The following is a 25908-nucleotide window of genomic DNA, read 5'->3' as shown; positions in this document are numbered from 1 at the left end:
CGTCCCTCAGCGCGGTCCGAAGCGAGGCCTCGGCCCGCGCCGGCAGGGCTTACTTCAGCGCGCGCCAGTAGCGCACGTATTCGCTCACGCCGGTCTGCACGTCGCGCATGGGCGCCACGAAACCGGTGGCGCGCAGGTTGTCGACGTTGGCCTGGGTGAAGCTCTGGTAGCGGCCCTTCAGGTCGTCGGGGAACGGGATGTAGCGGATCAGGCCCTGCTCCACCTGCTCGGCCAGCGTCAGCGCGGCCTCGCCGCGTTCGGCGCGCAGCGCGTTGACCACGGCGTGCGCGATGTCGTTGAAGGGCTGCGCCCGGCCGGTGCCGCAGTTGAACACGCCGGAGATCTGCGGGTGATCCAGGAAATGCAGGTTCACCGCCACCACGTCGTCGACCGAGATGAAGTCGCGGCTCTGGCCGCCATCGGCCCAGCCGTCCCAGCCGCCGAACAGGCGCACGTGGCCCTCGGCCAGGAACTGGTTCATGTTGTGGAACGCCACCGAGGCCATGCGGCCCTTGTGCTGTTCGTGCGGACCGTAGACGTTGAAGTAGCGCAGGCCCACGACCTGCGCGGTCAGGCGGTCCATGCGGGTACGCAGCACCTGGTCGAACAGCAGCTTCGAATAGCCGTAGACGTTGAGCGGCTTCTCGTTGGCGGGCTCTTCGACGTAGACCGACGAACCGCCGTACACGGCGGCCGACGAGGCGTAGAGGAACGGCACCTTGTGCGCCTGGCAATACTCGAACAACTCCAGCGTGACGCGGTAGTTGTTGTCCATCATGTATTGGCCGTTGCGCTCGGTGGTGTCCGAGCAGGCGCCCTGGTGCAGCACGGCGCGCAGCTTGGGCAGACGGCCTTCGCGCACGCGCGCGCGGAAGTCGTCGCGGTCGAGATAGTCGGCGATGCGGCAATCGACCAGGTTGCGGAACTTGTCGCCATCGGTGAGTTCGTCGACGGCGATGATGTCGGTGATGCCGCGGCGGTTGAGCCCGCGCACGAGGTTGCTGCCGATGAAACCGGCGGCGCCAGTGACCACGATCATGATGTTTCTCCTGCGAGTTCGGCGGCCGTCACCACCGAGGTACCGAGTTTGCCGACCACGATGCCGCCGGCGCGATTGGCCCAGCCCATGGCCTGGGCCCAGGGCTGGCCGGCGGCCCGCATCACGGCGAGCGTGGCGAGCACGGTGTCGCCCGCGCCGGAAACGTCGAAAACTTCGTGAGCCTGTGCGTCCACGTGCTCGCGGCCTTCCTGCGTGAACAGGGTCATGCCCTGCTCCGAACGCGTGACCAGCAATGCCTCGAGATCGAGCTCGCCGCGCAGGCGCTGCGCGCGGTCGGTGAGCTCGGCCTCGGTGTTCCAGCGGCCCACGGCCTGCTGCATTTCGGAGCGGTTGGGCGTGACCAGCGCCGCGCCGCGATAGCGGGTGTAGTCGTCGCCCTTGGGGTCGACCAGCACCGGGATGTTGGCCGCGCGCGCCAGCGCGATGAGGTGCGCGACGCGATCCAGCGTGCCCTTGGCATAGTCGGAGAAGATCACGATGTCGTGGCGCGCCAGCTCGCGCGCGAACGCCGCTTCGATATTGTCGAGCGCGGCGGCATCGGGCTGTTCTTCGAAATCGACGCGCAGCAGCTGCTGCTGGCGGCCGAGCACGCGCATCTTGAGCGTGGTGTGGCGCTGCGGGTCGCGCACCAGCTCGGCACGCACGCCGTCGGCGGCGGCCAGGGCCTGGATGCTGGCGCCGGCCTCGTCGTCGCCGATGATGCCGACCAGCGTGGCCTGCGCGCCCAGCGCGGCGATGTTGCGCGCCACGTTGGCGGCGCCGCCCAGCCGGTCTTCGCGGCGCGCGACGCGCACGACGGGCACCGGCGCTTCCGGCGAGATCCGGTCGACTTCACCGAACCAGTAGCGGTCCAGCATGACGTCGCCCACGACCAGGATGCGGGCCGCGGCGACTTTGGCGGAGGGGAAACGCGTCATTCGGATTCTTCCAGGCGGCGCGGCGCGTAGGTCTCCCAGGCGTTGCAGCCGGGGCATTGCCAGTAAAAGCGCCGCGCCTGAAAGCCGCAGCTGCGGCAGGCATAACGATCGAGTCGCTGCGTGTGTTTGTGGATCAGGCTGCGCAGCAGGCTGAGGTCGGCGCCGGGCACGGGGCCGTCCTCGGTGCCGTCCTTGGCGCTGGCCAGCTCGGCTTCGAGCAGGCGGTCCAGACCCAGCAGCGAGGGATGGTGGCGCAACGCATTGCGCGCGAAGGCCCAGGCCGTGGCGCTGCCCTGCTGCACGCGCAGCTCGCGGAACACCACGTTGAACAGGTCGAGCGAGGCATGGCGCTCGTACTGCTTGTGCAGCACCTCGAGGCCCTGCGCGGGCTGGCCGGCCTGGCGGTAGTTGTTGAGCAGCGTCTCGGCGACCAGGCCGGCGAAATCCGGCGCCTCGTTCAGCACCGATTCGAGGTGCAGGCGCTCGGTCTTGGGATCGTCGGTGGCGGCGGCCAGGCGCGCGCGCAGCATGGCGGTGCGCACCTTCGAGGCCTTGCTGGTGCCGCCGCTCTTGGCGGCCAGCTCGGCCGCGTGATCGGCGGCGTCGAGCGCGGTGTGGGCCGCCTCGATCGCGGGCGGCTTGGCCGACAGCGCCGTCTGCGCCTCTTCGCAGTAGTAATGCACGATCTGCGGCACCGGCTCGTCGACCAGGCCATGCAGGGTCTTGACCGCCTCGATGGCGCGCGGCCAGTCGTGCTCGGATTCGTAGATGCGGATCAGCGAGCGCAGCGCGGGCAGCGCATAGCGCGTGTCCTTGAGCGCCTCGAAGGTGGTCTCGGCGCGATCCAGCATGCCGGCCTTGAGGAAGTCCTGCGCCAGCTCGTGCTGCGCGTGTTCGCGCTCGGCCTGCGGCAGGTCGGAGCGCGCGAGCAGGCTCTGGTGCACGCGGATCGCCCGCTCCATTTCGCCGCGCCGGCGAAACAGGCTGCCCAGCGCGAAGTGCAGCTCGGTGGTTTCGGGATCGAGCTTGGCGACCTCGACGAACGCGTCGATGGCGCGGTCGGGCTGCTCGTTGAGCAGGAAGTTCAGGCCGCGGAAGTACGAATCGGGCAAGGTGCGCGTCTCGCGCAGCATCTGCCGGAAATCAAAGCGCGCCGCCAGCCATCCGAGGGCAAACAGCACGGGCACGAATATCAGCCACCAAGGTTCAAAATCCACAGCTTGGGCTCTCGCAGGGTTGCGTGAATAACAAAGATACCGTCTCGGGAGACGGTATCGGAAAAATCAGTGCAGGCGGGCAGGTTCCGCGCCGGATGGGCCTCAGAGGGGCGACATCGGGGCGACGGCCTCGGGCACGACCGGCTGCGGCGTGCCGTTGGCGGCGGCCTGCAGGCGCTCGACCTCGCGGCGCAGGCGCTGCGCCTCGCGGCGGCGGCGCATCGACGCGGGCACGGTCAGCAGCAGGCCGAACACGGTGCCCAGCACGAAGGTGACCAACATCACCACGATCAGCGGCACGTCGTGCACGACGTAGTCGGCATAGAACTTCACCGCGACCGGGTCGGTGTTCTTGAGCGCGAACATCAACACCGCAACGAACACGAGCAATCGCAGGGCCCAGACAAGGTAGCGCATGGCGCATGCTCCAAATTAGAGAAACTCAACGCGTGATTGTAAGCGAGAAGCGTCCCCGGACTGCCGCCTGCCGCGCATTGCCGCGCAGATAACGGGCCGGGCAGGCGCGATCGCGCCCCAAAAGAACAGGGCCCGTCCGAAGACGGGCCCTGGCAGGACCGACGGGGATCGCCGCGCGGGGCGGCCGCCAATGAACAAGGCCTCTCCGGGGAGAGGCCTTGTCGTGGGTCGAGACGACCTTCGCGGTGCGCCTGACGCGCACGCCCTGCTCAATGCATGGCGTGCAGGTCGAGGACGGACTGCAACGGGTCGGACGATCCATTGGACGAATCGCCACCCTGTTCGCTACCAACCAGATCCACGCGTTCGCGCAATTCCTTGCCGGCCTTGAAGTGCGGCACCTGTTTACCAGGCACCAGCACCTGCTCGCCCGACTTGGGATTGCGACCGACGCGTGGCGACCGCTGGGACAACGAGAAGCTGCCAAAGCCTCGGATCTCGATGCGCTGACCCGAGGCCAGGGCCTGGGTCATCGCGTCGAGCATGGTCTTGACGGCGTAATCGGTGTCGCGGGCGGCCAGCTGGGGATAGCGGGCCGCCAGAGCGGCGATCAGCTCCGACTTGGTCACGTATTAACCGTCGTTGCGCTGTTGGTCCAGCTTGGCCTTGAGCAGAGCACCCAGGTTGGTGGTACCCGAGGAGGCGCTGGCTTCCGACATGCGCTGGATGGTTTCGGCGGTCTCGGCGTTGTCGCGAGCCTTGATCGACAGCTGGATCGAACGCGCCTTGCGGTCGATGTTGATGATCATGGCTTCGAGGTTGGCGCCGGCGGTCAGCACGGTGGTGGCGTCTTCGACGCGACCCGACGAGATTTCCGAAGCGCGCAGGTAGCCTTCGACGTCGACCGACAGCGTCACCACGGCACCCTTGGGCTCGACCGACTTGATCGTGCCAGGAACCACGGCGCCCTTGTCATAGGTGGCCACGAAGTTGTTGAACGGATCGCCTTCGAGCTGCTTGATGCCCAGGGAGATGCGCTCCTTGTCGGTGTCGATACCGAGCACCACGGCTTCGATCTCGTCGCCCTTCTTGAAGTTGCGCACGGCTTCTTCGCCGGTTTCCGTCCACGACAGGTCGGACAGGTGAACCAGGCCATCGATACCGCCGGGCAGGCCGACGAACACGCCGAAGTCGGTGATCGACTTGATGGCGCCGCGGACCTTGTCACCACGCTTGAAGTTGGTGGCGAACTCTTCCCACGGGTTCTGGCGGCACTGCTTCATGCCCAGCGAGATGCGGCGACGGTCTTCGTCGATCTCGAGAACCATGACTTCGACTTCTTCGCCCAGGGTCACGACCTTGCGCGGATCGACGTTCTTGTTGGTCCAGTCCATTTCGGAGACGTGCACCAGGCCTTCGATGCCGGCTTCGACTTCGACGAACGCGCCGTAGTCGGTCAGGTTGGTCACCTTGCCGAACAGGCGGGTGCCTTGCGGGTAGCGGCGTGCGAGGCCCACCCACGGATCTTCGCCCAGCTGCTTGACGCCCAGCGAGACGCGGCTCTTTTCCTGGTCGAACTTGAGGACCTTGGCTTCGACTTCCTGACCCACTTGCAGGACTTCGGAGGGGTGACGCACACGGCGCCAGGCCATGTCGGTGATGTGCAGCAGGCCGTCGATACCGCCCAGGTCGACGAACGCGCCGTAGTCGGTGATGTTCTTGACCACGCCCTTGACCACGGCACCTTCGTGCAGGGTTTCGAGCAGCTTCTGGCGCTCTTCGCCCATGCTGGCTTCCAGCACCTGGCGGCGCGACAGCACGACGTTGTTGCGCTTGCGGTCGAGCTTGATGACCTTGAACTCGAGGGTCTTGCCTTCGTACGGGGTCGTGTCCTTGACGGGACGCAGGTCGACCAGCGAACCCGGCAGGAACGCGCGGATGCCGTTGGTCATGACGGTCAGGCCGCCCTTGACCTTGCCGGTGATGGTGCCGGTGACCAGCTCGCCGTTTTCGAGGGCCTTTTCCAGCTGCAGCCAGGCCGACAGACGCTTGGCACGGTCACGCGACAGGATGGTGTCGCCGTAGCCGTTTTCCAGCGAGTCGATCGCCACCGAGACGAAGTCGCCGGGTTGAACTTCCAGTTCGCCCTGGTCGTTCAGGAACTCTTCCAGGGGGATGAGGGCTTCGGACTTCAGGCCGGCGTTGACGACGACAAAGTTGTGATCGACGCGAACGACTTCGGCGCTGATGACCTCGCCGGACTTCATGTCCTGGCTCTTGAGGCTCTCGGCAAACAGGGCGGCAAAGCTTTCGCCGCCGGCAGCTTGAGTGGAAACGGAAGACATTAGGTTGGAATCCATTAGGCCAAAATGGCCAGTGAAAACACACCACAGCGGATTGCCCGCCACAGTGGAGTGAACAAACCTGGCGGTTGCGCCGGGCTCTTGCGGGGTGGTCCCGTGGGAGCGCGGTCTGGCCGTCAGGGCCTTGAAAACCTGCCGTGCACAGGCACGTCAGGGAGAAAACGAATCGGTGGGCAGCGCGGCTTGCGCCTGCGCTCAGCGGGGCCGGGCGCGCCAGTGATCGAGCACCGCCGCCACCGTCTGCTCGATCGAAAGCGAGGACGAATCCAGCTCGATCGCATCGGCCGCCGGCGCCAGGGGCGCCACCGCTCTCTGGGAATCGCGGGCGTCTCGCTCACGCAGATCTTTCAAGAGGTCGGGTAGGTTAGCAGAAATTCCCTTTTCGATCAACTGCTTACAGCGCCTCTCGGCGCGCGCCTCGACATCGGCGATCAGGAAGATCTTCAGGGACGCATCCGGGAACACCACGGTGCCCATGTCGCGCCCGTCGGCCACCAGGCCGGGGGGCAGGCGGAACGCGCGCTGGCGCTCCAGCAGGGCCTGGCGCAGCGCGGGATAGCCGGCGATGCGCGAGGCCATGTTGCCCACGGCCTCCTCGCGGATCTCGTGGTTCACGTCCTTGCCCGCGAGGTACATATGGGGACCCTCGAAGCGCACGTCGAGATTCTGGGCGATCGCCACCACGGCGGCCTCGTCCTCGGGCGCCACCCCGGCGTTGCGCGCGGCCAGGGCAGTGAGGCGATACAGCGCGCCGCTGTCGAGCACCGTGAAGCCCAGGGCCTTGGCCACGCGGTGGGCGATCGTGCCCTTGCCGGAGGCGGTCGGGCCGTCGATGGTGATCACGGGCGCCGGGGCGCCTGCGGCTGCGGTAGAGCTCATGCGAAATTCCAGTAAAGGCGGCGCCGGGTGGGCGCCCTGGCCGGCCTGGGCCGGCGGTCGAAAGAATGCCGGGCGGCGCGCGGCGCCCTGCCCGGCAGCGGCTCAGGCCGAGACCAGCCCGGCGTAGACGTCGAAATAGCCCGGGAAGGTCTTGCTGACGCAGCCCGGGTCCAGGATCCGCACCGCGGCCGGCCCGAACGCCGCCAGCGAGAAACACATCGCCATGCGGTGATCGTCGTAGGTGCCGATATGCGCATCATGCCACTGGCCCGCGGCCGGCGGCACCACTTCGAGCCAATCCGGCCCCGAGGTGACTGTGGCGCCCAGCTTGGCCAGCTCGGTGTGCATGGCGTGGATGCGGTCGGTTTCCTTCACGCGCCAGCTGCCGATGTTGCGCAACCGGCACGGGCCGTCGGCATACAGCGCCAGCGCGGCCGCCGTCATGGCGGCGTCGGGGATCAGGTTGAAATCGGTGTCGAAGGCCTTGAGGCGACCGCCTCGGGCCACCTCGACGCCGCGCACCTCGATCCAGTCCGGCCCTTTTTCGAGCGTGGCGCCCATGGCGGCCAGGGTATCGGCGAAGGCCACGTCGCCCTGGATGCTGTCGGCGCCCACGCCGGTCACGCGCAGCGGACCGCCGCCGATCGCGCCGAGCGCCAGGAAATACGAGGCGGTGGAGGCGTCGCCCTCGACGGCGATGCGGCCCGGGCTGCGGTAGCGCGCCGAGGCGGGCACGGTGAAACGCTGCCAGCCGTCGCGCTCGACCTGCACGCCGTAGCGCGCCATGAGGTTGAGCGTGATCTCGATGTAGGGCTTGGAGATCAGCTCGCCCACGACCTCGATCACCACCGGCTGGCCGCTGGCGGCGCAGTGGATCGGCGCGGCCAGCAGCAGCGCGGTGAGGAACTGGCTCGAGACCGAGCCCTGCACCCGCACCGGCGTGTCGGTGGCGATCGCCCCCTGGCCGATGTGCAGCGGCGGGTAGCCCTCCTGGCCGAGATAGTCGATGCGCGCGCCCCAGCCCTTGAGCGCCTCGGCGAGGTCGCCGATCGGGCGTTCGTGCATGCGCGGCACGCCGGACAGGCGATAGTCGCCGCCCATCAGCGCCAGCGCGGCGCACAGCGGCCGGAAGGCGGTGCCGGCGTTGCCCAGGAACAAATCCGCCTGGGTCACCGGAAACCGGCTCACGCCGGTGACCGCGACCTGGCCGGCGCCCGTGCCGGCGCCCTCGCCGGCGCCCTGCTCTTCGACCTGCACGCCGAGCTGGCGCAGCGCGGCCAGCATCACGCGGGTGTCATCGGAGTCGAGCAGGCCGGTGATCTCCGTGCGGCCCTCGGCCAGCGCGGCGAGCAGCAGCACGCGATTGGAAATGCTCTTGGAACCGGGCAACGCCACCACGCCCTGCGCGTGACGCACCCGCGGCAAGTCGAGATATGCCTGGGCGTTCATTCAGTGAGACTCCTTGCGCCAGTCACGGCGCGCATCGGCCGCCACCGCGAGCATGTCCTGCAACGCGGTGCCATCGCGGGCCCGCAGCGCGGACTCGGCAGCATCGAGCACCGCGCGCACGTCGGCCAGCTCGGCCAGCATCGCAGCGCGGTTCGAAAGAAAAATGTCGCGCCACATTTCGGGCGAGCCGGCGGCGATGCGCGTGAAGTCGCGAAAGCCCGAGCCGGCCAGCGCCAGGCGCGTATCGGCGTCGGCGGCCTGCACGACCTGGGCCATGTAGACGGCCGACAGCAGGTGCGGCATGTGGCTGACGGAGGCCAGCACGCGGTCGTGGTCGGCGGCGTCCATGTCGAGCACCTGCGCGCCGCAGGCCTGCCACGCGGCGCGCACGCGGGCCAGCGCGGCGGCGCCGTTCTCGGGCAGCGGCGTGAGGATCACGTTGCGCTGGCGGTACAGCGCCGCGTCGGCCGCGTCGGGACCGGTGCGCTCGGCGCCGGCGATCGGATGGCCGGGCACGAACTGGCCGATGCGATCGCCGAGCGCGGTGCGCGCGGCGTCGATCACTTCGGCCTTGGTGCTGCCGCCATCGGTGAGCACGGTGTCCGGCCGCAGGTGCTCGCGCATCTGCGCCAGCACCGCGCCCAGCCCGCCCACCGGCGTGGCCAGCATGACGAGATCGGCCTGCGCGGCGGCCTCGGCCGGCGTGGCCGCGGCGTCGATCAGGCCGAGCGCGCGTGCGCGCTCGAGCGATTGCGCGTTGCGGCCCACGCCCAGCACGCGGCCGACGTGGCCGGCCTGGCGCAGCGCGGCGGCGAACGAGCCGCCGATCAACCCTACCCCAACCACCGCCAGCACCGGGATCGCGGGCGTGCGCGCGACGCCGGTGGATTCGGCGGCGAGACTCATGCGGACAGGATCTCGGTCAGCGCGGCGATGAAGCGCTCGTTCTCGGCCGGCAGGCCGATCGTGACGCGCAGCCATTCGGGCAGATCGTCGCCCGCCACCGGGCGCACGATCACGCCGCGCTTGAGCAGCTCGAGATTGACGCGCGGCGCGTCGCCCACGTGCACCAGCACGAAGTTGCCGAAGCCGGGCACGTAGCGCAGCGACAGCGCCTCGAATGCGCGGTAGAGCTGCTCCTTGCCGGCCTTGTTGGCCTCGTAGGCGCGCTGCAGAAACTCGGTGTCGGCCAGCGCGGCGATCGCCGCGGCCTGGGCCAGCGTGTTCACGTTGAACGGCTGGCGCACACGGTTGAGCAGGTCGGTCAGGCCGGGCTGCGCCACGGCGAACCCCACGCGCAGGCCGGCCAGGCCGTAGGCCTTGGAGAAGGTGCGCGAGACGATCAGGTTGGCGTGACGGCGCACCAGCGCGGTGCTGTCGAAACGCAGTTCCGGATCGAGGTATTCGTTGTAGGCCTCGTCGAGCACCACGGTCACGCGGGTGCCGTGGGCGGCTTCGACGCGCTCGAGAAAGCGCGCGATCTCGGCGCCGGGCACGAAGGTGCCGGTCGGGTTGTTCGGGTTGGCGATGAACACCACGCGGGTGTCGTCGGCGATGGCATCGAACATCGCGTCGAGGTCATGGCCGTAGTCGCGCGCCGGCACCACGATGTGGCGCGCGCCGCGGGCCTGCGTGGCGAGGCGATAGACGGCGAACGAATGGCGGGCATACACGGCCGAGGTGCCCTGCTCCAGCAGGGCCAGCGCCACGATCTCGAGGATGTCGTTCGAGCCGTTGCCCAGCGTCAGCCAGTTGGCCGGCACGCTATAGCGTTCGGCGAGCGCCGCCTTGAGGTCGAAGCCGTTCGGATCGGGATAGCGGGCCAGCGCGTTGGCCGCGGCCAGCATGGCCTGGCGCGCCGATTCCGGCATGCCGAGCGGGTTTTCGTTGGACGCCAGCTTGACGATGCCGGCCGGGTCGAGCCCGAATTCGCGGGCCAGCTCTTCGATCGGCTTGCCAGCCTGATACGGCGCGATGGCGCCCACGTGGGCGGGCGCGACGAGATTTTTTTGTGCGGTCATGATGACGAGCGGAAAAAGGAACGAAGACCTACCGGGCAGGCCGCCGCAGGCGGATCACTGCGCCGGGTAGGAGCCCAGAATCTTGAGGAAGGCAACCTGCGACTGCAGCTCGGCGAGCGCCGTCGCCACCTGCGGATCGCGCTGGTGGCCGAGCACGTCGACGTAGAAGTAATACTCCCACTGGCCGGTGCGGGCCGGGCGCGACTCGAAGCGCGTCATGGACACGCCATTGGCGGCCAGCGGCTTGAGCATCTCGTAGACGGCGCCCGCGCGGTGCGGCACGGCCAGGATCAGGCTGGTCTTGTCTTTGCCGCTGGAGAGCGGCTCGATGTGGCCGATCGCCAGGAAGCGCGTGCGGTTGTACGGGTCATCCTGGATGCCCGACTCGACGACCTGGAGCTTCCAGGCCGGCGCGGCCACCTCGCCCGCGATGGCGGCCACCGAGGGATCCTCGGCGGCGACGCGCGCGGCCTCGGAGTTGCTGGCGGCGGCGACGCGGTTCAGGTTCGGGTAGTGGCGCGTGAGCCAGCCCTGGCATTGGGCCAGGGCCTGCGGATGCGCCGAAATCGTGGTGATGCCATCCATCGTGCCCGAGCGGGTCATGAGGCAATGGCGGATCAGGAGCGAACGCTCGCCCATGATCTTGAGTTGCGTGTTGAGCAGCAGGTCCATGCTGCGGTTGACCGCGCCTTCGGTCGAGTTTTCGACCGGCACCATGCCCATGTCGGCCTGGCCGCCTTCGATCGCGCGGAACACCTCGTCGAACGAGGCGCACGGCAGGCCCTGCACCGAATGGCCGAACTGCTCGAACGCGGCCTGCTCGGAAAACGAGCCCTGCGGGCCGAGATAGGCCACGGTCATGCCGCGCTCCAGGCCCCGGCACGCCGACATGATCTCGGTCCAGACGGACGCGACGGCGGCGTTGGGAAACGGACCGCCGTTCTTTGCCTGCAGGCCGCGGATCACCTCGGCCTCGCGCTCGGGACGCAGCACCGGGCCGTCGGCCTGGGCCGCGTGCTTGACCACGCCCACTTCCTGGGCGGTGCGGGCGCGTTGCGACAGCAGATCGAGGATCTGCGCATCGATGGCGTCGATGCGCGCGCGCAGGGGCGCGAGTTGCGCCTGCAGGGTCTCATCCATAACGGCGCTCGAAGTCCTTCAGGTAGTCGACCAGCGCCTGCACGCCCTCGAGCGGCATGGCGTTGTAGATCGAGGCACGCATGCCGCCGACGCTCTTGTGACCCTTGAGCTGGGTCAGGCCCGCCGCCTCGGCGCCTTGCAGGAAGGCGTCGTTGAGCGATTCGTCGCGCAGCACGAACGGCACGTTCATGCGCGAACGCACCGGCGCGTGCACCGGGTTGCGATAGAACGCGGAGCTGTCGAGGTAGCCGTAGAGGAGCTCGGCCTTGGCGCGGTTGGCGGCTTCCATGCCGGCCACGCCGCCGTTGGCCTTGACCCACTTGTAGACCAGGCCCGCGACATAGATCGCGAACGTGGGCGGGGTGTTGTAGCGCGAATGCTCGGCCGCGACGTTGGCGTAATCGAACGCCGACGGGCAGATCGGCAATGCCTTGCCGATCAGGTCGCGGCGGGCGATCACCACGGTCACGCCGGCCGGGCCGGCGTTTTTCTGGGCGCCGGCAAACACCAGGCCGGCGCGCTGCACGTCGAGCGGACGCGACAGGAAATGCGAGGAGGCATCGACCACCAGCGGCACGTCGGGCGCGCCCAGCGCGGCCGTGTCGGGCCACTCGGTGAATTCGACGCCGCCGATGGTTTCGTTGCTGCACAGGTGCAGGTAGGCGGCCTCGGGGCGCACGTTCCAGGACTCGACCGGCGGCACCCAGGTGAACGGCGCCTGGTCGGCGTCGTCGAGACGGGTGGCCGCGCCGCTGGTGGCGGCGATGCGCGCATCACCATAGCGGCCGGCTTCCTTGTGCGAACGGGTCGACCAGTGGCCGGTGACCACGAAGTCGGCGGCGGCCGGGCCGCGGCGGCCGATGAGGTTCATCGGCACGATCGCGTTCTCGCCCAGCCCGCCACCCTGCATGAACATGACGGCGTAATCGGCCGGCAGACCCAGCAGCTCGCGCAGGTCGGCTTCTGCTTCGTCGCAGATCTGCACGAACTGGCGCCCCCGGTGACTCATTTCCATCACTGACATGCCACTGCCATGCCAGTCCAGCATCTCGGCAGCGGCCTGCTGCAATACGGTCTCCGGCAATACCGAAGGACCGGCCGAGAAATTCCAGGGGCGGGCCATTTTTACTCCGTAGGTTCTGCAGTATCGGTTGCGGCGTCGGGCGTGGCGTCGCCCTGGCCATTGTCACCCGCCTCGCCGTCCTCGGCGTCGGCGCTTTCGTCGGCATCGCTTTCGACCACGCGGCGCACGCCGGACAGCGAGCTGCCGTCATCGACGCTGATCAGCGTGACGCCCTGCGTGGCGCGGCCCATCTCGCGGATCTCGCTCACGCGGGTGCGCACCAGCACACCGCCCGTGGTGATCAGCATGATTTCGTCGCTCGGGGTGACGAGCACCGCGCCCACCACCTTGCCGTTGCGCGAGCTGGTCTGGATCGCGATCATGCCCTTCGTGCCACGGCCGTGGCGCGTGTACTCGACGATCGAGGTGCGCTTGCCGTAGCCGTTTTCGGTCGCGGTCAGCACGCTCTGGCTTTCGTCGCCCGCCACCAGCAGCGAGATCACGGTCTGGGTTTCTTCGAGCATCATGCCGCGCACGCCGCGGGCGTTGCGGCCCATCGGACGCACGTCGTTCTCGTCGAAACGCACGGCCTTGCCGGCGTCGGAGAACAGCATGACGTCGTGCTTGCCGTCGGTGAGGTCGGCGCCGATCAGGTAGTCGCCGTCATCGAGGTCGACCGCGATGATGCCGGCCTTGCGCGGGTTGGAGAAGTCGGACAGCGGGGTCTTCTTGACCGTGCCGCGCGAGGTCGCCATGAACACGAAGTGGTCGTCGCTGAATTCCTTGACCGGCAGCACGACCGTGATCTTCTCGCCGTCGGCCAGCGGGAACATGTTGACGATCGGCTTGCCGCGCGAGGTGCGCGTGCCCTGCGGCACTTCCCAGACCTTGAGCCAGTAGACGCGGCCGCGGTTGGAGAAGCACAGCAGGAAGTCGTGGGTGTTGGCGATGAAGAGCTGGTCGACCCAGTCGTCTTCCTTGGTGGCGGTGGCCTGCTTGCCGCGGCCGCCGCGCTTCTGCGAACGGTATTCCGACAGCGGCTGGCTCTTGATGTAGCCGCCGTGCGAAAGCGTCACCACCATGTTCATCGGGGTGATCAGGTCTTCGGTGTCGAGCTCGGTCGCGTTGTGCTCGATGTCGGAGCGGCGCGAATCCTTGGCCGAGGTCGAGAACTCGGCCTTGATGGCCTGCAGCTCTTCGCTGATGATCGACGAGATGCGCTCGGGCTTGGACAGGATGTCGAGCAGGTCGGCGATGGTGGCCATCACGTCCTTGTACTCGCCAATGATCTTGTCCTGCTCCAGGCCGGTCAGGCGCTGCAGGCGCATGTTGAGGATTTCCTGCGCCTGGATGTCGCTCAGGCGGTACAGGCCATCGCCCTGCAGGCCGAACTCGGCCGCGAGATCGTCGGGACGGAACGCGTCACGGCCGCCGGCCGCGTCGCCATCGACGCGCGACAGCATCTCGCGCACCAGCGACGAATCCCAGGTGCGGGCCATCAGTTCCTGGCGCGCCACCGGCGGGGTCGGCGCGGCCTTGATGATCGCGATGAAATCGTCGATGTTGGCCAGCGCCACGGCCAGGCCTTCGAGCACGTGGCCGCGCTCGCGCGCCTTGCGCAGCTGATACACCGTGCGGCGCGTCACGACTTCGCGACGATGCTGCAGGAAGTATTCGATCATCTGCTTCAGGTTGAGCAGGCGGGGCTGGCCGTCGACCAGCGCCACCAGGTTCATCCCGAAGGTGTCCTGCAGCTGCGTGTTCTTGTACAGATTGTTGAGCACGACCTCAGGCACTTCGTTGCGCTTGAGCTCGATCACCAGGCGCATGCCGTCCTTGTCCGACTCGTCGCGGATGTCGGAGATGCCCTCGATCTTCTTGTCGTTGACCAGCTCGGCGATGCGTTCCTGCAGGGTCTTCTTGTTGACCTGGTAGGGAATCGCGTCGATCACGATGGCCTGGCGGTTGCCCTTCTCGAGATCCTCGAAGTGGGTCTTGGCGCGCATGATCACGCGGCCGCGGCCGGTCCGGTAGCCCTCGCGCACGCCGGAGATGCCATAGATGACACCGCCGGTGGGGAAGTCGGGCGCCGGAATGATCTCGATCAGCTCGTCGATCGTGCAGGCGGGATTGCGCAGGCAATACAGGCAGCCGTCGACCACTTCCTGCAGATTGTGCGGCGGAATGTTGGTCGCCATGCCCACGGCGATGCCCGAGCTGCCGTTGACCAGCAGGTTGGGCAGGCGCGAGGGCAGCAGGAGCGGTTCTTGCTCGCTGCCGTCGTAGTTGGGCCCGAAGTCGACCGTTTCCTGGTCGATGTCGGCCAGCAGCTCGTGGGCGATCTTGGCCAGGCGGATTTCGGTGTAACGCATCGCCGCGGCGTTGTCGCCGTCGATCGAGCCGAAGTTGCCCTGGCCGTCGACCAGCATGTAGCGCATGGAGAAATCCTGCGCCATGCGGACGATGGTGTCGTAGACGGACTGGTCGCCGTGGGGGTGATACTTACCGATCACGTCGCCCACGATACGGGCCGACTTCTTGTAAGCGCGGTTCCAGTCGTTGTTGAGCTCGTGCATGGCATAGAGCACGCGCCGGTGCACCGGCTTAAGACCATCTCGGACGTCCGGTAGTGCCCGCCCAACGATCACGCTCATTGCGTAATCGAGGTAACTGCGGCGCATCTCTTCTTCCAGCGATACCGGAAGCGTCTCCTTGGCAAAGGAATCCATATATATAACGACTGAATCGTGTTTAAGAAGGAACCCAGGCCGGGTAAACGGGAAATTCTATCATCCGAACGCCCGCCCCACGCCGGGGCGCCTCCGATCCGGCCCCAACCAGGCAACGCAAGCGCCCGCAACGGCCGCACCAGCCCTGTTGTCAAAAACCAACATGAAAAACGCGCCGGGCGCCGAAATGGTCATATCCTGCGCCGATGGGTGGCCGCAACGCAGCCAAAGGTCCCCAAATGCCTTAAGATTGTTTCCAGCACGCAGGAGACCCAGTGGCGGCCCTTTGAACCTGTTCTTGGCGTTGCTATACTGGCCCCGTTTTCCTGATATGCGGCGGGGGTTCGCTGCGAGTCACTTATCCAGCTTCAAGCTCAACGAGGAGAAACATGAACAAACCCTCCAAATTCGCTCTGGCGCTCGCCTTCGCCGCCGTTACGGCCTCTGGTGTAGCCTCGGCCCAGTCCTACCCGCAAACGGTGGACAACTGGCGCAATGCGTTCGGCGACGTGTGGAAGAACGGCACCAATGAACTGTGCTGGCGCGATGCGTTCTGGACCCCCGCTACCGGTATCCCCGGCTGCGACGGCGTGCCGGTCGCTCAGAAGGACAAGCCCGCTCCGATGGCCGCCAAGGTCGTGTTCAACGCTGACACGTTCTTCGACTTCGACAAGTCGGTTCTGAAGCCGGAAGGCCGTCAGCTGCTGGATCAAGTGGCCCAGCAAGCTGGCACGATCGATCTGGAAACCATCATCGCCGTCGGCCACACCGACTCGATCGGTACCGAAGCCTACAACCAGAAGCTGTCCGAGCGCCGTGCCGCTTCGGTCAAGGCCTACCTGGTCTCGAAGGGCATCGATCCCAACCGCGTCTACACGGAAGGCAAGGGCGAACTGCAGCCCATCGCCACCAACAAGACCGCCGAAGGCCGCGCGCGTAACCGTCGCGTGGAAATCGAAATCGTCGGCAGCCGTCGCAAGTAATTGCAACGTCGGTCACGATGAAAAGGCCTCGCTTCGGCGAGGCCTTTTTTTATGCCCGCGCGCCCCGGGCGGCACGCCCGCCGGGCCGCCGTGCCGTCATGAGACCCTGATTTCAGGCACAATCGAGGCTATGGGCCGTGCGCCCTTTTCTCATATTGCTTCCGCGCGCGCCGCGCGCCGGAACGTCCATGCCAGTGCCTGCCATGACCGTAGACAGCCCCACTTCGACCCGCCCCATCAACGCCGACCAGGCCGAGCTCGACAAGTTCGCCGCCCTCGCCTCGCGCTGGTGGGATCCTGAGAGCGAATTCAAGCCCCTGCACGCCATCAATCCGCTGCGCCTGGAATGGATCCAGGAGCTGGCCGGCCCGCTGTCCGGGCGCCGCGTGCTCGACGTGGGCTGCGGCGGCGGCATCCTGTCGGAGTCCATGGCCCGCGCCGGCGCCGAGGTCACCGGCATCGACCTGGCCGACAAATCGCTCAAGGTCGCGCGCCTGCACGGCCTGGAATCCGGCGTGAAGGTCGAGTACCGCAAGGTGCCCGTCGAGGAGCTGGCGGCCGAACAGCCCGGCCAGTACGACGTGGTCACCTGCATGGAAATGCTCGAGCACGTCCCCGACCCCGCCTCCATCGTGCGCGCCTGCGCGGCGCTGGTGAAGCCGGGCGGCTGGGTGTTCTTCTCCACGCTCAACCGCAACCCCAAGTCGTTCCTGTTCGCCATCGTGGGCGCGGAATACGTGCTGCGCCTCCTGCCGCGCGGCACGCACTCCTACGCCCAGTTCATCAAGCCCAGCGAGCTCGCCACCGCGGCGCGCCAGGCCGGCCTCGAGCCCTCGGGCATGCGCGGCATGGAATACAACCCGATCACCCAGGTGTATACGCTCAGCGCCAATACCGACGTGAACTACCTGATGGCGACCCGCAAATGAGCGCACTGGTTCTGTTCGACTTCGACGGCACCCTGGCCGACACGGCGCCCGACCTGGCCGCCGCCGCCAACCGCCAGCGCGAACGCCGCGGCCTGGCGCCCCTGCCCTACGAGACGCTGCGCCCCGTGGCCTCGCAGGGCGCGCGGGGATTGTTGCGTGTAGCGCTCGAACTCAAACCGGGCGACGCCGACTACGAGCCCACCCGGCTGCAGTTTCTCGAAGACTACGCGGCCGGCTCCACGAGCCAGAGCCGACTGTTCCCCGGCATCGCGGAATTGCTGGATGAGATCCGCGCAAGCGGTCTCGCGTGGGGCATTGTTACCAATAAAGTCACGCACCTAACCTTGCCTATCGTGGCCCATCTTGGGCTCAACGAGCACAGTGCAGTGTTGGTTTGTGGCGACACTACAGCACATTCCAAACCTCATCCATTGCCCCTAATCCATGCGGCTGAGGTCGCCGGATACCAACCGGATCGCTGCGTGTATGTCGGCGACGACCTGCGCGACATCCAGGCCGCCCACGCGGCCGGAATGCCGGCCGTTGCCGCGGCGTACGGCTATGTGGGGCAGGACGAAGATTGCACGACCTGGCTCGCAGAAGCCACGGCCGACTCCCCGGCCGACCTCTGGTCCGTGATCAAACCGCTGCTGCCGCAAGATCTGCGCTGAGCCGGCCCGCAGGGGCGCTGTCACACGGCGCCCCTTTCAAACGTGTCCCGGATATGAGATTTTAGTGAGCAAGATTTAGCATCTGGCTAATTCTTGCCACGCCTTCATTCGTTTCTTTCCGAATATTGCGAGGCACTCATCGCCCGCGCATAGCTACGCGCCCGGGACCACTTTCCTTGATTGGTGTGTCCGATGAAGATCCTGTCGATTTTTGGTACGCGGCCCGAGGCCATCAAAATGGTCCCGCTGGTGCGGGCATTACAGCGGGAAAGCGCGATCGAGAGCATCGTGTGCGTCACGGGTCAGCATCGCCAGATGCTCGACCAGGTGCTCGAGCTGTTCGAGATCCGCGCCGATCACGACCTCGATGTGATGGTGCCGAACCAGACGCTGAACGGCCTGTTTTCCCGCATCATGAGCCGCGTGGACGCGCTGCTCGAAACGGTCCGGCCCGACGTCGTGCTGGTGCACGGCGACACCAGCACCGCCACCGCGTGCAGCCTCGCGGCGTTTCATCGCCGCATCCCCGTCGGCCACGTCGAAGCGGGATTGCGCACCGGCAATCTGGCACAGCCCTTTCCCGAAGAAATGAATCGCCGCGTCGTCGACGTGGTGGGTCAATGGTTATTCGCGCCCACGGTGACGTCGCGCGCGAATCTGCAAAAAGAAAATCTGCAGGGCCGGATTTTCGTCACGGGAAATACCGTGATCGATGCCCTGGACCTGACATTAACAAAGCTTGACACTGACCAGGCATTAAATACAGCGCTGTCATCCAAATACCACTGGCAGAATCCGGACCGCCGACTTTTGCTCGTCACCGGACACCGCCGTGAAAGCTTTGGCGAAGGCTTCCGCAATATCTGCGCGGCCCTCGCCACACTCGCGAAGCGCGATGACCTGGATATCGTCTATCCGGTGCATCTCAACCCGCAAGTGCGCGAGGTGGTGATGGGCACGCTGTCGGGACTATCGAATGTGCACCTCATCGATCCCCTCGATTATCTGGACTTTGTTTGGTTCATGCGACGCGCCCACATCATTCTCACCGACTCCGGCGGTGTCCAGGAGGAAGCCCCTCACCTGGGCAAGCCCGTGCTGGTGATGCGTGACGTGACGGAGCGGCCCGAAGCCCTCGCCGCCGGCACGGTGGCGCTGGTGGGCACGGAGTCCGCGCGCATCGTACGCGAGGTCAATGCGCTGCTCGATGATCCGGCGCACTATGAACGCTTCGCACGCGGCATCAACCCGTATGGTGACGGGCATGCGAGCGCGCGTATCGTGGCGGCCCTGCTGGGCCGCGAGGTGAACGAATTCGATCCCAGCCGGCCGCACGTGGCCCTCTCCCATTGATCCGCCTCCAAGTCCATCCATGACCACTAACCGCAATTTCCGCCTTCATGCCGTGCGACGTGCGCTGCTGCTGGCCAGCCTTTCCGTGCCGGCCGCCGCCTACGCCAGCCCCGCGAGCGATGCGCTGCATGAACTCGGCCGTGATGGCCTGGTGCAGCGCTCCCTCTCGCTGAAGGACCTCGGCATCGGCAACCCCGTCGTGCTGGACCAGAGCGACAACCGCCAGGAGTTCTACCTGCCGGTGCCGCGCGGCGTCGCCCTCTCGGACGTGGCGCTCACGCTTGAAGGCAATTACCTGAAGGGCGAGGACGTGCCCGCCACCCTCAACGTCGCGGTCGATGGCCGCCCGGTGGTGGCGCAGCGCGTGGTGGATCGTGAAGGCAACCTGAGCCGGCCGCTGACGGTGGACACGCGCTCCCGCGATTCGGGCTTCGTGCAGCTGAGCGTGAACTGGAGCTCGCCGATCGGGCTGCGCCTGTGCGAATCCGATCGCCGCACGGCCAACGTGCTGACGCTGTCGCCCGACACGCGCCTGACCTATCGTTATGCCGCGCACACCGTGGGCGGGCTCGACGACGCCTGGCACACCCTGCCCGGCAATCCGGTGCTGCTGGTCGCCAACGGCAAGCTCGACAAACAAAGCTTCGACGCCGCCTGGCGCGTGGGCGTGGCGCTCGAGCGCGCGGGCAAGCACGCCCGCGTGCGGGCCCTGCCCGCCGTGGGCGACGAGGTGACATTCAAGGGCGTGCAGGTGCCGGCGGCGCTGGCCAACGTGCCGGCCTTCGCGGCGCTCAACGGCAAGGACGGCCACAAGCTGGCCGATCCCGCCGAGGTCGGCGCGCTGCTGGTGCTCGGCGCCGTGCCGGGCGACCTCGCCATCACCGATACCGCGCTGATCGGCCAGATCAACGCCGCGCTCGACGCGCTCGGCGCGCAGCTGCAGGGCGATGCCGACGCCACCCAGGCGCTGGCCCAATGGCGCGAACGCCACGCCTCGCTCGCCAGCGACAAGCCGGCCGCGCAGCAGATCAAGGTGGCGATGCTGGGTCACCAGCCGGTGATCTCGGTGTCGCCCGACGCGGGCGCCCAGGCGGCCGGCGTGTTCGACAGCATCTGGCGCCGTGTCCTGACCTCGCGCCAGGCCACCGTCTACCAGGCCGGCCAGGCCGGCACCTACGGTAGCGACACCACGCGCCTGAGCCTGCTGGGCGGCTCGACCACCGCCTTCGACGTGACCACGCGCGGCGACTGGAACCTCGCGTTCCCGCTGGCCGCCGTGTCCAGCGACGGCCGCATCCCGGGCGAGCTGGTGCTCGACCTGGCCGCCGCCCCCGGCGCCTCGGTGACCAAGCCGGTCGCCTCGGTGCTCTGGAACGGCGTGCTGCTCAACGCCAAGCAACTCGACGCCGACGGCCACCCGGAGCGCCTCGTGGCGCGCGTGCCCGGCTACGCGCTGGGCGTGACCAACAACCTGCGCGTGTCGTTCCAGCGCCAGCCGGTCTCGCCCAACTGTGCGGAAACGCCGCAGGGCTTCCCGGTCAACGTGCTGCCCACCAGCTTCGTGCGCGCCGCCAGCGCCGAGCCGGACGGCACCTTCGTCGGCCTGCTGCCGCTGCTGGCCGGCTCGCCGCAGCTGCTGGTGCCGCAGGCCGCGCTCGACGCGCCGGTCACCACGCTGCAGAACCTCGTCAACCTCGCCAACGCCAGCGCCCTGTCGCCGGTGCGCACCGAGCTGGTGGTGGCCGACGGCGCGCAGCCGTTCAAGCCGACCAAGCCGTTCCTCTCGATGGGCGTGCCGGTCGACGGCGCCAAGCCGCCGATCAGCGTGACCGACGGCAAGCGCCTGACGGTGAGCGGCCGCGCGCAGGACCAGCAACCCTGGCTCGACCTGGAAGGCCCGGACCGCCTGAGCACCGCCGCGGTGGTGAAGTCGGGCACGCAGAACGGCATTCTGTGGCAGGCGCTGGGCGAGCATCCGGCCCGCATCGGCGAGAGCTTCATGCTGACGCGCGGCAACGCCGTGGTGCTGGGCGAGCGCGGTGCGCTGGCCTGGGTCGACACCACCGATCCCGGGCTGAGCCAGCCCGCGGGCATGGGCGGCGGCCCGTTCTACGAATGGCGTCAGTATCTCGCCTGGGGCGTTCCGCTGATCGGCATCCTGCTGCTGCTCGCCATCGTCCTGGCCGTGATGGCGCGCCGCGCCAACAAGCGCAGCAAGAACCATTGACGGCGGCGGGCGACCATGTCTTCGCTCTACTGGCCCTATCTGGTCGCCGACTACTATCGCGGTCTGGAAATCCTGACCGTGATCGTAGGCGTGCTCATCATGCTGTCCAGCCTGGATGATCTGTTCATCGACCTCTGGTACTGGATCCGCGAGGCGTGGCGCTCGGTCACGGTCAAGCGCCGCTACAAGGCGCTGACCGCCGAACAGTTGCGCGCGAAACCGGAACAGCCGCTGGCCATCATGGTGCCGGCCTGGCTGGAGTACGACGTGATCGCGGCCATGTTGGAAAACATGGTCGCCACGCTCGAATACAAAAACTACATGATCTTCGCCGGCACCTACCAGAACGATGCCCGCACCATCCAGGAAGTCGAGCGCATGAAGCTGCGCTACCGGCAGCTGGTGCGCGTCGAGGTGCCGCACGATGGTCCCACCTGCAAGGCCGACTGCCTGAACTGGATCGTGCAGGCGATCTTCGCGCAGGACGCCAAGCAGCCCGAACCCTTCGCCGGCGTGATCCTGCACGACAGCGAAGACGTGCTGCACCCGCTCGAACTGAAGTACTTCAACTACCTGCTGCCGCGCATCGACTTCATCCAGCTGCCGGTGACCTCGCTCGAGCGCAACTGGCACGAGTTCGTGGCCGGCACCTACATGGACGAGTTCGCCGAGTGGCACACCAAGGACCTGGTGGTGCGCGAAAGCCTGTCGCGCATGGTGCCGTCGGCCGGGGTGGGCACCTGCTTCTCGCGCCGCGCGCTGCTCGACCTGGCCGCCCAGACGCACAACCAGCCCTTCAACACCGACACGCTGACCGAAGACTACGACATCGGCGCCCGCCTCTCGCAGCGCGGCATGAAGCAGATCTTCGGCAAGTTCCCGGTCGACTACGTGGCCAAGCGCAAGACCTGGTTCGGCCTGGGCCGCGAGAAGATGGTGGCGGTGCACATGCCGCTGGGCGTGCGCGAGTACTTCCCCAACACCTTCCGCACGGCCTACCGCCAGAAGGCGCGCTGGACGCTGGGCATCGGGCTGCAGGGCTGGCAGCAGGTGGGCTGGACCGGCACGCTCGCCACCAAGTACCTGCTGTTCCGCGACCGCAAGGGCCTGTTCACCTCGTTCGTCGCGATGGTGGCCTACCTGCTGCTGGCGCAGTTCCTGCTGTTTCTGCTGCTCAACGCCACGGGCCTCTGGACCACGTTCTACCCTGCCGCGTTCACGCCCAACAGCTGGGTGATGAACCTGATGTGGATCAACACCATCCTGCTGGGCGCGCGCGTGTTCCAGCGGGCCTGGTTCGTGGGCCGGCTCTATGGCTGGGAGCACGCGCTGCTCTCCGCGCCGCGCATGATCGTGGGCAACTTCATCAACGCCATGGCGGCCGCACGCGCCTGGCGGCTCTATCTCGGCCACCTGTTCCTGCGCAAGCGCCTGGTGTGGGACAAGACGATGCACGACTTCCCCTCGGCCGATCAGCTGACGCAACAGCGCCAGCGCCTGGGCGACCTGCTGCTGTCGTGGCGCGCCGTCGATGAAGAACACCTGCACAAAGCCCTGGCGTTGCAAAGCACCGAGCACAAGCCCCTGGGCCAGATCCTGCTCGAGCAGGGCTGGCTCGACGAGCCCACGCTGAAGGAAGCGATCTCCTATCAGCACGGCAACTCGACCCCGAATCATCCCCATCCGGCTCCGGCCGAAGAAAAACAAAACACAACATGATTGCACTCTCGCGCCCCCTGCTTCTGGCGGCTGCCTTGTGCGCCGCCACCGGCACGTCCCTGCTGCCGGCGCGCGCCGCCGTGGCGGCAGAAGAGGCACCGCTGACCGGCGACGCCTGGCAGTACGCCGACCAGGCCTACAAGAGCTACGAGGCGGGCAAGTATGCCGAGGCCCTCGAGCAGGTCAACGGCGCGCTCAAGACCCGCCCCGACGTCGCCCGCCTGCAACTGCTGAAGGTCTACACGCTGCAGAAGCTGGGTCGCATCAAGGAGGCGCGCGAGGCCGCACAGGCCGCGCTGAAGCAGGGCGTCGACGACCCCGGGCTGCGCGCGGCGGTGACCAACCTGCGCCAGGGTCCGGCGGCGGGCGCGCCGGCCGGCAACGGCCGCAGCGCCGCCTATAACCGCGCCTTCCCGTTCGCCACCAAGGCCTACGCCGACTACAACCGCGGCGACATGACGGCCGCGGCCGCGGGCGCCGAGCGCGCCTTCCGCACCGACCCGACGCAGGGCCCGTGGGCCCTGCTGTGGATCGATTCGCTCGAGGCGCAGAACCGCCTGGGCGACGCCGAACAGGCTGCCGAAACCGCGCTGAAACTGGGCGCGCCCAACAAGACCGACCTGGATGCGCGACGCCAGACGCTCAAGCGTCGCATGGCGGTCAAGCCCGCCGAGAACGGCTACCAGGCCCTGATCGCCAACCGTCCCGAGGAGGCCGTGCCGTACGCGCGCGAGGCCGTCCGGCTCGCGCCCGACGTGGGCACCCACCGCCTGCTGCTCATCACCTCGCTGATGCTGAGCAACCAGCTCGCCGAGGCCGAACAGGCCGCCAGCGACGCCATCGCCTACGACGACGAGAACACCGTGGCGCTGACGATGCGCGGCTATCTGCGCCAGCGCCAGGGCAAGACCGAGGCGGCCAACACCGACTTCGATACCGCGCTCAAGCAGGACTGGCTCGACGACGACCAGCGCCGCAACATCCGCCTGATCGCCGCCGACGCCGCCCTGGCCGCCGGCAAGCCGCAACGCGCGCTCGAGCTGATCAAGCCGCTCGACGCCAAGGACGACGCGGTGGCGCGCAGGCTCAAGAACGCGCGCAGCAACAGCGCGCCGCGGCAGCTCACGCTGGCGAACTATCCGCCGCCGGTGCAGGACTGCCACGACACGCCCTACGGCACCCAGTGCGAACTGGCGCCGTCGGATGCGCTGGGCGGCGGCAGCGGCCCGGCATCGCTGGCCTACGCCGCCTACGGCCGCCAGGACTACCAGGAAGCCATCCGCCAGGCGCAGGCCGCGGTCGATGCCGACCCGAACAACGCCGGCCTGCAGCAGCTGCTGACCACCACGCTGGCATCGGGCAACAAGGAACAGGCCGCGCTGGCCGAAAAACGCCTGAACGAATCGCTCGCCCAGACGCCGCAGGATCCCTCGCTGCTGATGCAGCGCGCCTACCTGCGCCAGCGCCTGGGCCAGCCCGACCGCGCGCTGCAGGATTTCCGCGCCGCGCGCGACACGGGCAAGGCGCCGCCCACCGTGGTGCTCGACGAGGCCTATGCGCTGTCGGCGATGGGCGAGAACCGCCAGGCCGTGCAGCAGCTCAAGCACGCGATCGACCTGGCCGACACCGGGGCGCTGCAACTCGACGACCAACAGCGCGAGAACACGCGCGGCGCCATCGCCGGCCTCTCGCGCGAATGGGGCGCCATCGCGTCGGTGGGCTTCCGCGGCGCGCGGCCGGCCTCCAGCAGCCTCGACGGCGCGGCCATCAGCACGCCGGGCGACGCCGCGTTCAGCACCGCCGAAGTGTTCTGGCGCCCGCCCGCCACCAACAACCGCTACGGCACGCTCGAAGCCTACGGACGCCTGTCGAACACGATCTATGACGGCGGCAGCGAGTTCCGCTCGACCCGCTTCGTCGATCCCTGTGGCGTGCTGCCCGACCAGGACACCGACCAGAGCCAGCGCAGTTCGTCCGTGACCGGCTGGCCCAGCACGATCGGCTCGCTCGGCCTGCGTTATGCGCTGGCGGACACGGGCCTGTCGTTCGGCCTGGAACGGCGCTTCTTCCTCGGCACCGCCACGCGCAAGGGCTCGCTGAACCCGGCCTCGCGCAGCACGCAGTGCGACATCCGCACCGACTTCGACAACGCCGCCGAGGCCAACACGGCCGCCAAGTACAAGCTCAACGGCGACGCCGGCGGCTGGATGACGTACATGACCTACGGCTACTACTTCGGCAACAGCCTGCGTTCGGACGTGCCGAGCTGGCTCACCGTCGAAGGCTATTCGCAGCTCGGCTACGCCTGGGACAGCAACACGGCGCGCTACACCATCCAGGGCACCACGGCCAACGGCGCGCCCGGGCGCGACATCCATTCCACCGGCAAGCTCAAGCGCGACCAGGTGTTCGCCTCGGCCGAGCTGCGCGCCGGCCAGAGCTTCCGCCTGGACAGCATCAGCAACCGCCTGGTGGTGTACCCGCACGCGGTGGTGGCGGCCGACTGGCTCTGGCAGAAGAATCGCGCGACCGGCGTGGACTACGGCGGCAACCTCGGCGAACTCAGCTACGACCTCTCGGGCAACGGCAAGAGCTGGTCGCTCGGCGCGGGTCCCGGCCTGGACTTCCGTTATTGGTTCCGCGAAGACCACTACAACGCGCCGCAATCGTATTTCAACATGTCGATGCAGTACCGGATCCCGATCGGCGGCGGCGCGACCGAACGCGCCAAGGGCTTTTTCATGACCGTGACGGTCTACTACTGATACGCG

The 25908-nt window shown here is 67.7% G+C and carries 20 protein-coding genes; 7 read left to right on the top strand and 13 right to left on the bottom strand.

The window, feature by feature from the left end:
* Positions 1–49: 49 nt before the first annotated feature.
* From rfaD to gyrA, 13 genes are all read right to left on the bottom strand, one after another.
* Positions 50–1039 (bottom strand): ADP-glyceromanno-heptose 6-epimerase, encoded by a 990-nt coding sequence (rfaD, locus tag CEG14_RS07915; protein ID WP_094825804.1) that lies wholly within the window; start codon positions 1037–1039, stop codon positions 50–52.
* Positions 1036–1977, bottom strand: coding sequence for a D-glycero-beta-D-manno-heptose-7-phosphate kinase (gene rfaE1 / locus CEG14_RS07910; protein ID WP_094825803.1), 942 nt, complete (start codon positions 1975–1977; stop codon positions 1036–1038). The genes rfaD and rfaE1 overlap by 4 nt, the downstream gene beginning before the upstream one ends.
* The gene (gene lapB, locus CEG14_RS07905; protein ID WP_094825802.1) at positions 1974–3194 is read right to left on the bottom strand and encodes a lipopolysaccharide assembly protein LapB; all 1221 of its coding nucleotides are present in this window, start codon (positions 3192–3194) and stop codon (positions 1974–1976) included. The genes rfaE1 and lapB overlap by 4 nt, the downstream gene beginning before the upstream one ends.
* A 102-nt stretch (positions 3195–3296) precedes the next feature.
* Positions 3297–3611, bottom strand: a complete 315-nt coding sequence (locus CEG14_RS07900; RefSeq protein ID WP_094825801.1) for a LapA family protein — start codon at positions 3609–3611, stop codon at positions 3297–3299.
* A 269-nt stretch (positions 3612–3880) separates the two neighbouring features.
* Positions 3881–4240, bottom strand: coding sequence for an integration host factor subunit beta (locus tag CEG14_RS07895; RefSeq protein WP_094800991.1), 360 nt, complete (start codon positions 4238–4240; stop codon positions 3881–3883).
* Between the two features lie 3 nt (positions 4241–4243).
* Positions 4244–5956, bottom strand: coding sequence for a 30S ribosomal protein S1 (rpsA, locus tag CEG14_RS07890; RefSeq protein ID WP_176461408.1), 1713 nt, complete (start codon positions 5954–5956; stop codon positions 4244–4246).
* A 213-nt stretch (positions 5957–6169) separates the two neighbouring features.
* Entirely contained in the window at positions 6170–6853 is a 684-nt protein-coding gene (gene cmk, locus CEG14_RS07885) for a (d)CMP kinase (protein ID WP_094825799.1), read from the bottom strand.
* 102 nt (positions 6854–6955) lie between these two features.
* A complete protein-coding gene (gene aroA, locus CEG14_RS07880) occupies positions 6956–8302 on the bottom strand; it encodes a 3-phosphoshikimate 1-carboxyvinyltransferase (protein WP_094825798.1) in 1347 nt (448 codons plus the stop codon).
* On the bottom strand, positions 8303–9208 hold the full coding sequence (locus CEG14_RS07875) for a prephenate dehydrogenase (RefSeq protein ID WP_094825797.1): 906 nt from the start codon (positions 9206–9208) through the stop codon (positions 8303–8305).
* Complete coding sequence (hisC, locus tag CEG14_RS07870) at positions 9205–10323, bottom strand: histidinol-phosphate transaminase (protein ID WP_094825796.1); 1119 nt, start codon at positions 10321–10323, stop codon at positions 9205–9207. The genes CEG14_RS07875 and hisC overlap by 4 nt, the downstream gene beginning before the upstream one ends.
* 54 nt (positions 10324–10377) lie before the next feature.
* Entirely contained in the window at positions 10378–11463 is a 1086-nt protein-coding gene (pheA, locus tag CEG14_RS07865) for a prephenate dehydratase (RefSeq protein ID WP_094825795.1), read from the bottom strand.
* The gene (gene serC / locus CEG14_RS07860) at positions 11456–12586 is read right to left on the bottom strand and encodes a 3-phosphoserine/phosphohydroxythreonine transaminase (RefSeq protein WP_094825794.1); all 1131 of its coding nucleotides are present in this window, start codon (positions 12584–12586) and stop codon (positions 11456–11458) included. The genes pheA and serC overlap by 8 nt, the downstream gene beginning before the upstream one ends.
* Before the next feature lie 2 nt (positions 12587–12588).
* A complete protein-coding gene (gene gyrA / locus CEG14_RS07855) occupies positions 12589–15255 on the bottom strand; it encodes a DNA gyrase subunit A (protein WP_094825793.1) in 2667 nt (888 codons plus the stop codon).
* A gap of 389 nt (positions 15256–15644) precedes the next feature.
* Here gyrA and ompA point away from each other — a divergent pair, with 389 nt between their 5' ends.
* The 7 genes from ompA to CEG14_RS07820 all read left to right on the top strand — a co-directional run bounded on the left by ompA (position 15645) and on the right by CEG14_RS07820 (position 25902).
* Positions 15645–16238, top strand: coding sequence for an outer membrane protein OmpA (gene ompA / locus CEG14_RS07850; protein WP_094825792.1), 594 nt, complete (start codon positions 15645–15647; stop codon positions 16236–16238).
* A gap of 203 nt (positions 16239–16441) precedes the next feature.
* A complete protein-coding gene (gene ubiG / locus CEG14_RS07845; RefSeq protein ID WP_094825791.1) occupies positions 16442–17167 on the top strand; it encodes a bifunctional 2-polyprenyl-6-hydroxyphenol methylase/3-demethylubiquinol 3-O-methyltransferase UbiG in 726 nt (241 codons plus the stop codon).
* Positions 17164–17838, top strand: coding sequence for a phosphoglycolate phosphatase (gph, locus tag CEG14_RS07840; protein WP_094825790.1), 675 nt, complete (start codon positions 17164–17166; stop codon positions 17836–17838). Before ubiG ends, gph begins: the two co-directional genes overlap by 4 nt.
* Before the next feature lie 192 nt (positions 17839–18030).
* Positions 18031–19191, top strand: a complete 1161-nt coding sequence (gene wecB / locus CEG14_RS07835) for a non-hydrolyzing UDP-N-acetylglucosamine 2-epimerase (RefSeq protein WP_094825789.1) — start codon at positions 18031–18033, stop codon at positions 19189–19191.
* 19 nt (positions 19192–19210) lie between these two features.
* A complete protein-coding gene (locus CEG14_RS07830; RefSeq protein ID WP_094825788.1) occupies positions 19211–21418 on the top strand; it encodes a hypothetical protein in 2208 nt (735 codons plus the stop codon).
* 15 nt (positions 21419–21433) lie between these two features.
* Positions 21434–23137 (top strand): glycosyl transferase family protein, encoded by a 1704-nt coding sequence (locus CEG14_RS07825; protein WP_094825787.1) that lies wholly within the window; start codon positions 21434–21436, stop codon positions 23135–23137.
* Positions 23134–25902, top strand: coding sequence for an NfrA family protein (locus CEG14_RS07820; protein ID WP_094825786.1), 2769 nt, complete (start codon positions 23134–23136; stop codon positions 25900–25902). Before CEG14_RS07825 ends, CEG14_RS07820 begins: the two co-directional genes overlap by 4 nt.
* Positions 25903–25908 lie beyond the last annotated feature (6 nt).

Source organism: Bordetella genomosp. 1, assembly GCF_002261335.1.
Lineage (GTDB): Bacteria > Pseudomonadota > Gammaproteobacteria > Burkholderiales > Burkholderiaceae_B > Bordetella.
This window is presented reverse-complemented; position numbering and strand designations above follow the sequence as displayed.

What these genes read in the sequence shown, in the direction of transcription:
- rfaD (WP_094825804.1), bottom strand. Translation starts at nt 1,039, where the DNA reads ATGATCGTGGTCACTGGCGCCGCCGGTTTCATCGGCAGCAACCTCGTG.
- rfaE1 (WP_094825803.1), bottom strand. Translation starts at nt 1,977, where the DNA reads ATGACGCGTTTCCCCTCCGCCAAAGTCGCCGCGGCCCGCATCCTGGTC.
- CEG14_RS07900 (WP_094825801.1), bottom strand. Translation starts at nt 3,611, where the DNA reads ATGCGCTACCTTGTCTGGGCCCTGCGATTGCTCGTGTTCGTTGCGGTG.
- rpsA (WP_176461408.1), bottom strand. Translation starts at nt 5,956, where the DNA reads ATGTCTTCCGTTTCCACTCAAGCTGCCGGCGGCGAAAGCTTTGCCGCC.
- cmk (WP_094825799.1), bottom strand. Translation starts at nt 6,853, where the DNA reads ATGAGCTCTACCGCAGCCGCAGGCGCCCCGGCGCCCGTGATCACCATC.
- aroA (WP_094825798.1), bottom strand. Translation starts at nt 8,302, where the DNA reads ATGAACGCCCAGGCATATCTCGACTTGCCGCGGGTGCGTCACGCGCAG.
- CEG14_RS07875 (WP_094825797.1), bottom strand. Translation starts at nt 9,208, where the DNA reads ATGAGTCTCGCCGCCGAATCCACCGGCGTCGCGCGCACGCCCGCGATC.
- hisC (WP_094825796.1), bottom strand. Translation starts at nt 10,323, where the DNA reads ATGACCGCACAAAAAAATCTCGTCGCGCCCGCCCACGTGGGCGCCATC.
- pheA (WP_094825795.1), bottom strand. Translation starts at nt 11,463, where the DNA reads ATGGATGAGACCCTGCAGGCGCAACTCGCGCCCCTGCGCGCGCGCATC.
- serC (WP_094825794.1), bottom strand. Translation starts at nt 12,586, where the DNA reads ATGGCCCGCCCCTGGAATTTCTCGGCCGGTCCTTCGGTATTGCCGGAG.
- gyrA (WP_094825793.1), bottom strand. Translation starts at nt 15,255, where the DNA reads ATGGATTCCTTTGCCAAGGAGACGCTTCCGGTATCGCTGGAAGAAGAG.
- ompA (WP_094825792.1), top strand. Translation starts at nt 15,645, where the DNA reads ATGAACAAACCCTCCAAATTCGCTCTGGCGCTCGCCTTCGCCGCCGTT.
- ubiG (WP_094825791.1), top strand. Translation starts at nt 16,442, where the DNA reads ATGACCGTAGACAGCCCCACTTCGACCCGCCCCATCAACGCCGACCAG.
- gph (WP_094825790.1), top strand. Translation starts at nt 17,164, where the DNA reads ATGAGCGCACTGGTTCTGTTCGACTTCGACGGCACCCTGGCCGACACG.
- wecB (WP_094825789.1), top strand. Translation starts at nt 18,031, where the DNA reads ATGAAGATCCTGTCGATTTTTGGTACGCGGCCCGAGGCCATCAAAATG.
- CEG14_RS07830 (WP_094825788.1), top strand. Translation starts at nt 19,211, where the DNA reads ATGACCACTAACCGCAATTTCCGCCTTCATGCCGTGCGACGTGCGCTG.
- CEG14_RS07825 (WP_094825787.1), top strand. Translation starts at nt 21,434, where the DNA reads ATGTCTTCGCTCTACTGGCCCTATCTGGTCGCCGACTACTATCGCGGT.
- CEG14_RS07820 (WP_094825786.1), top strand. Translation starts at nt 23,134, where the DNA reads ATGATTGCACTCTCGCGCCCCCTGCTTCTGGCGGCTGCCTTGTGCGCC.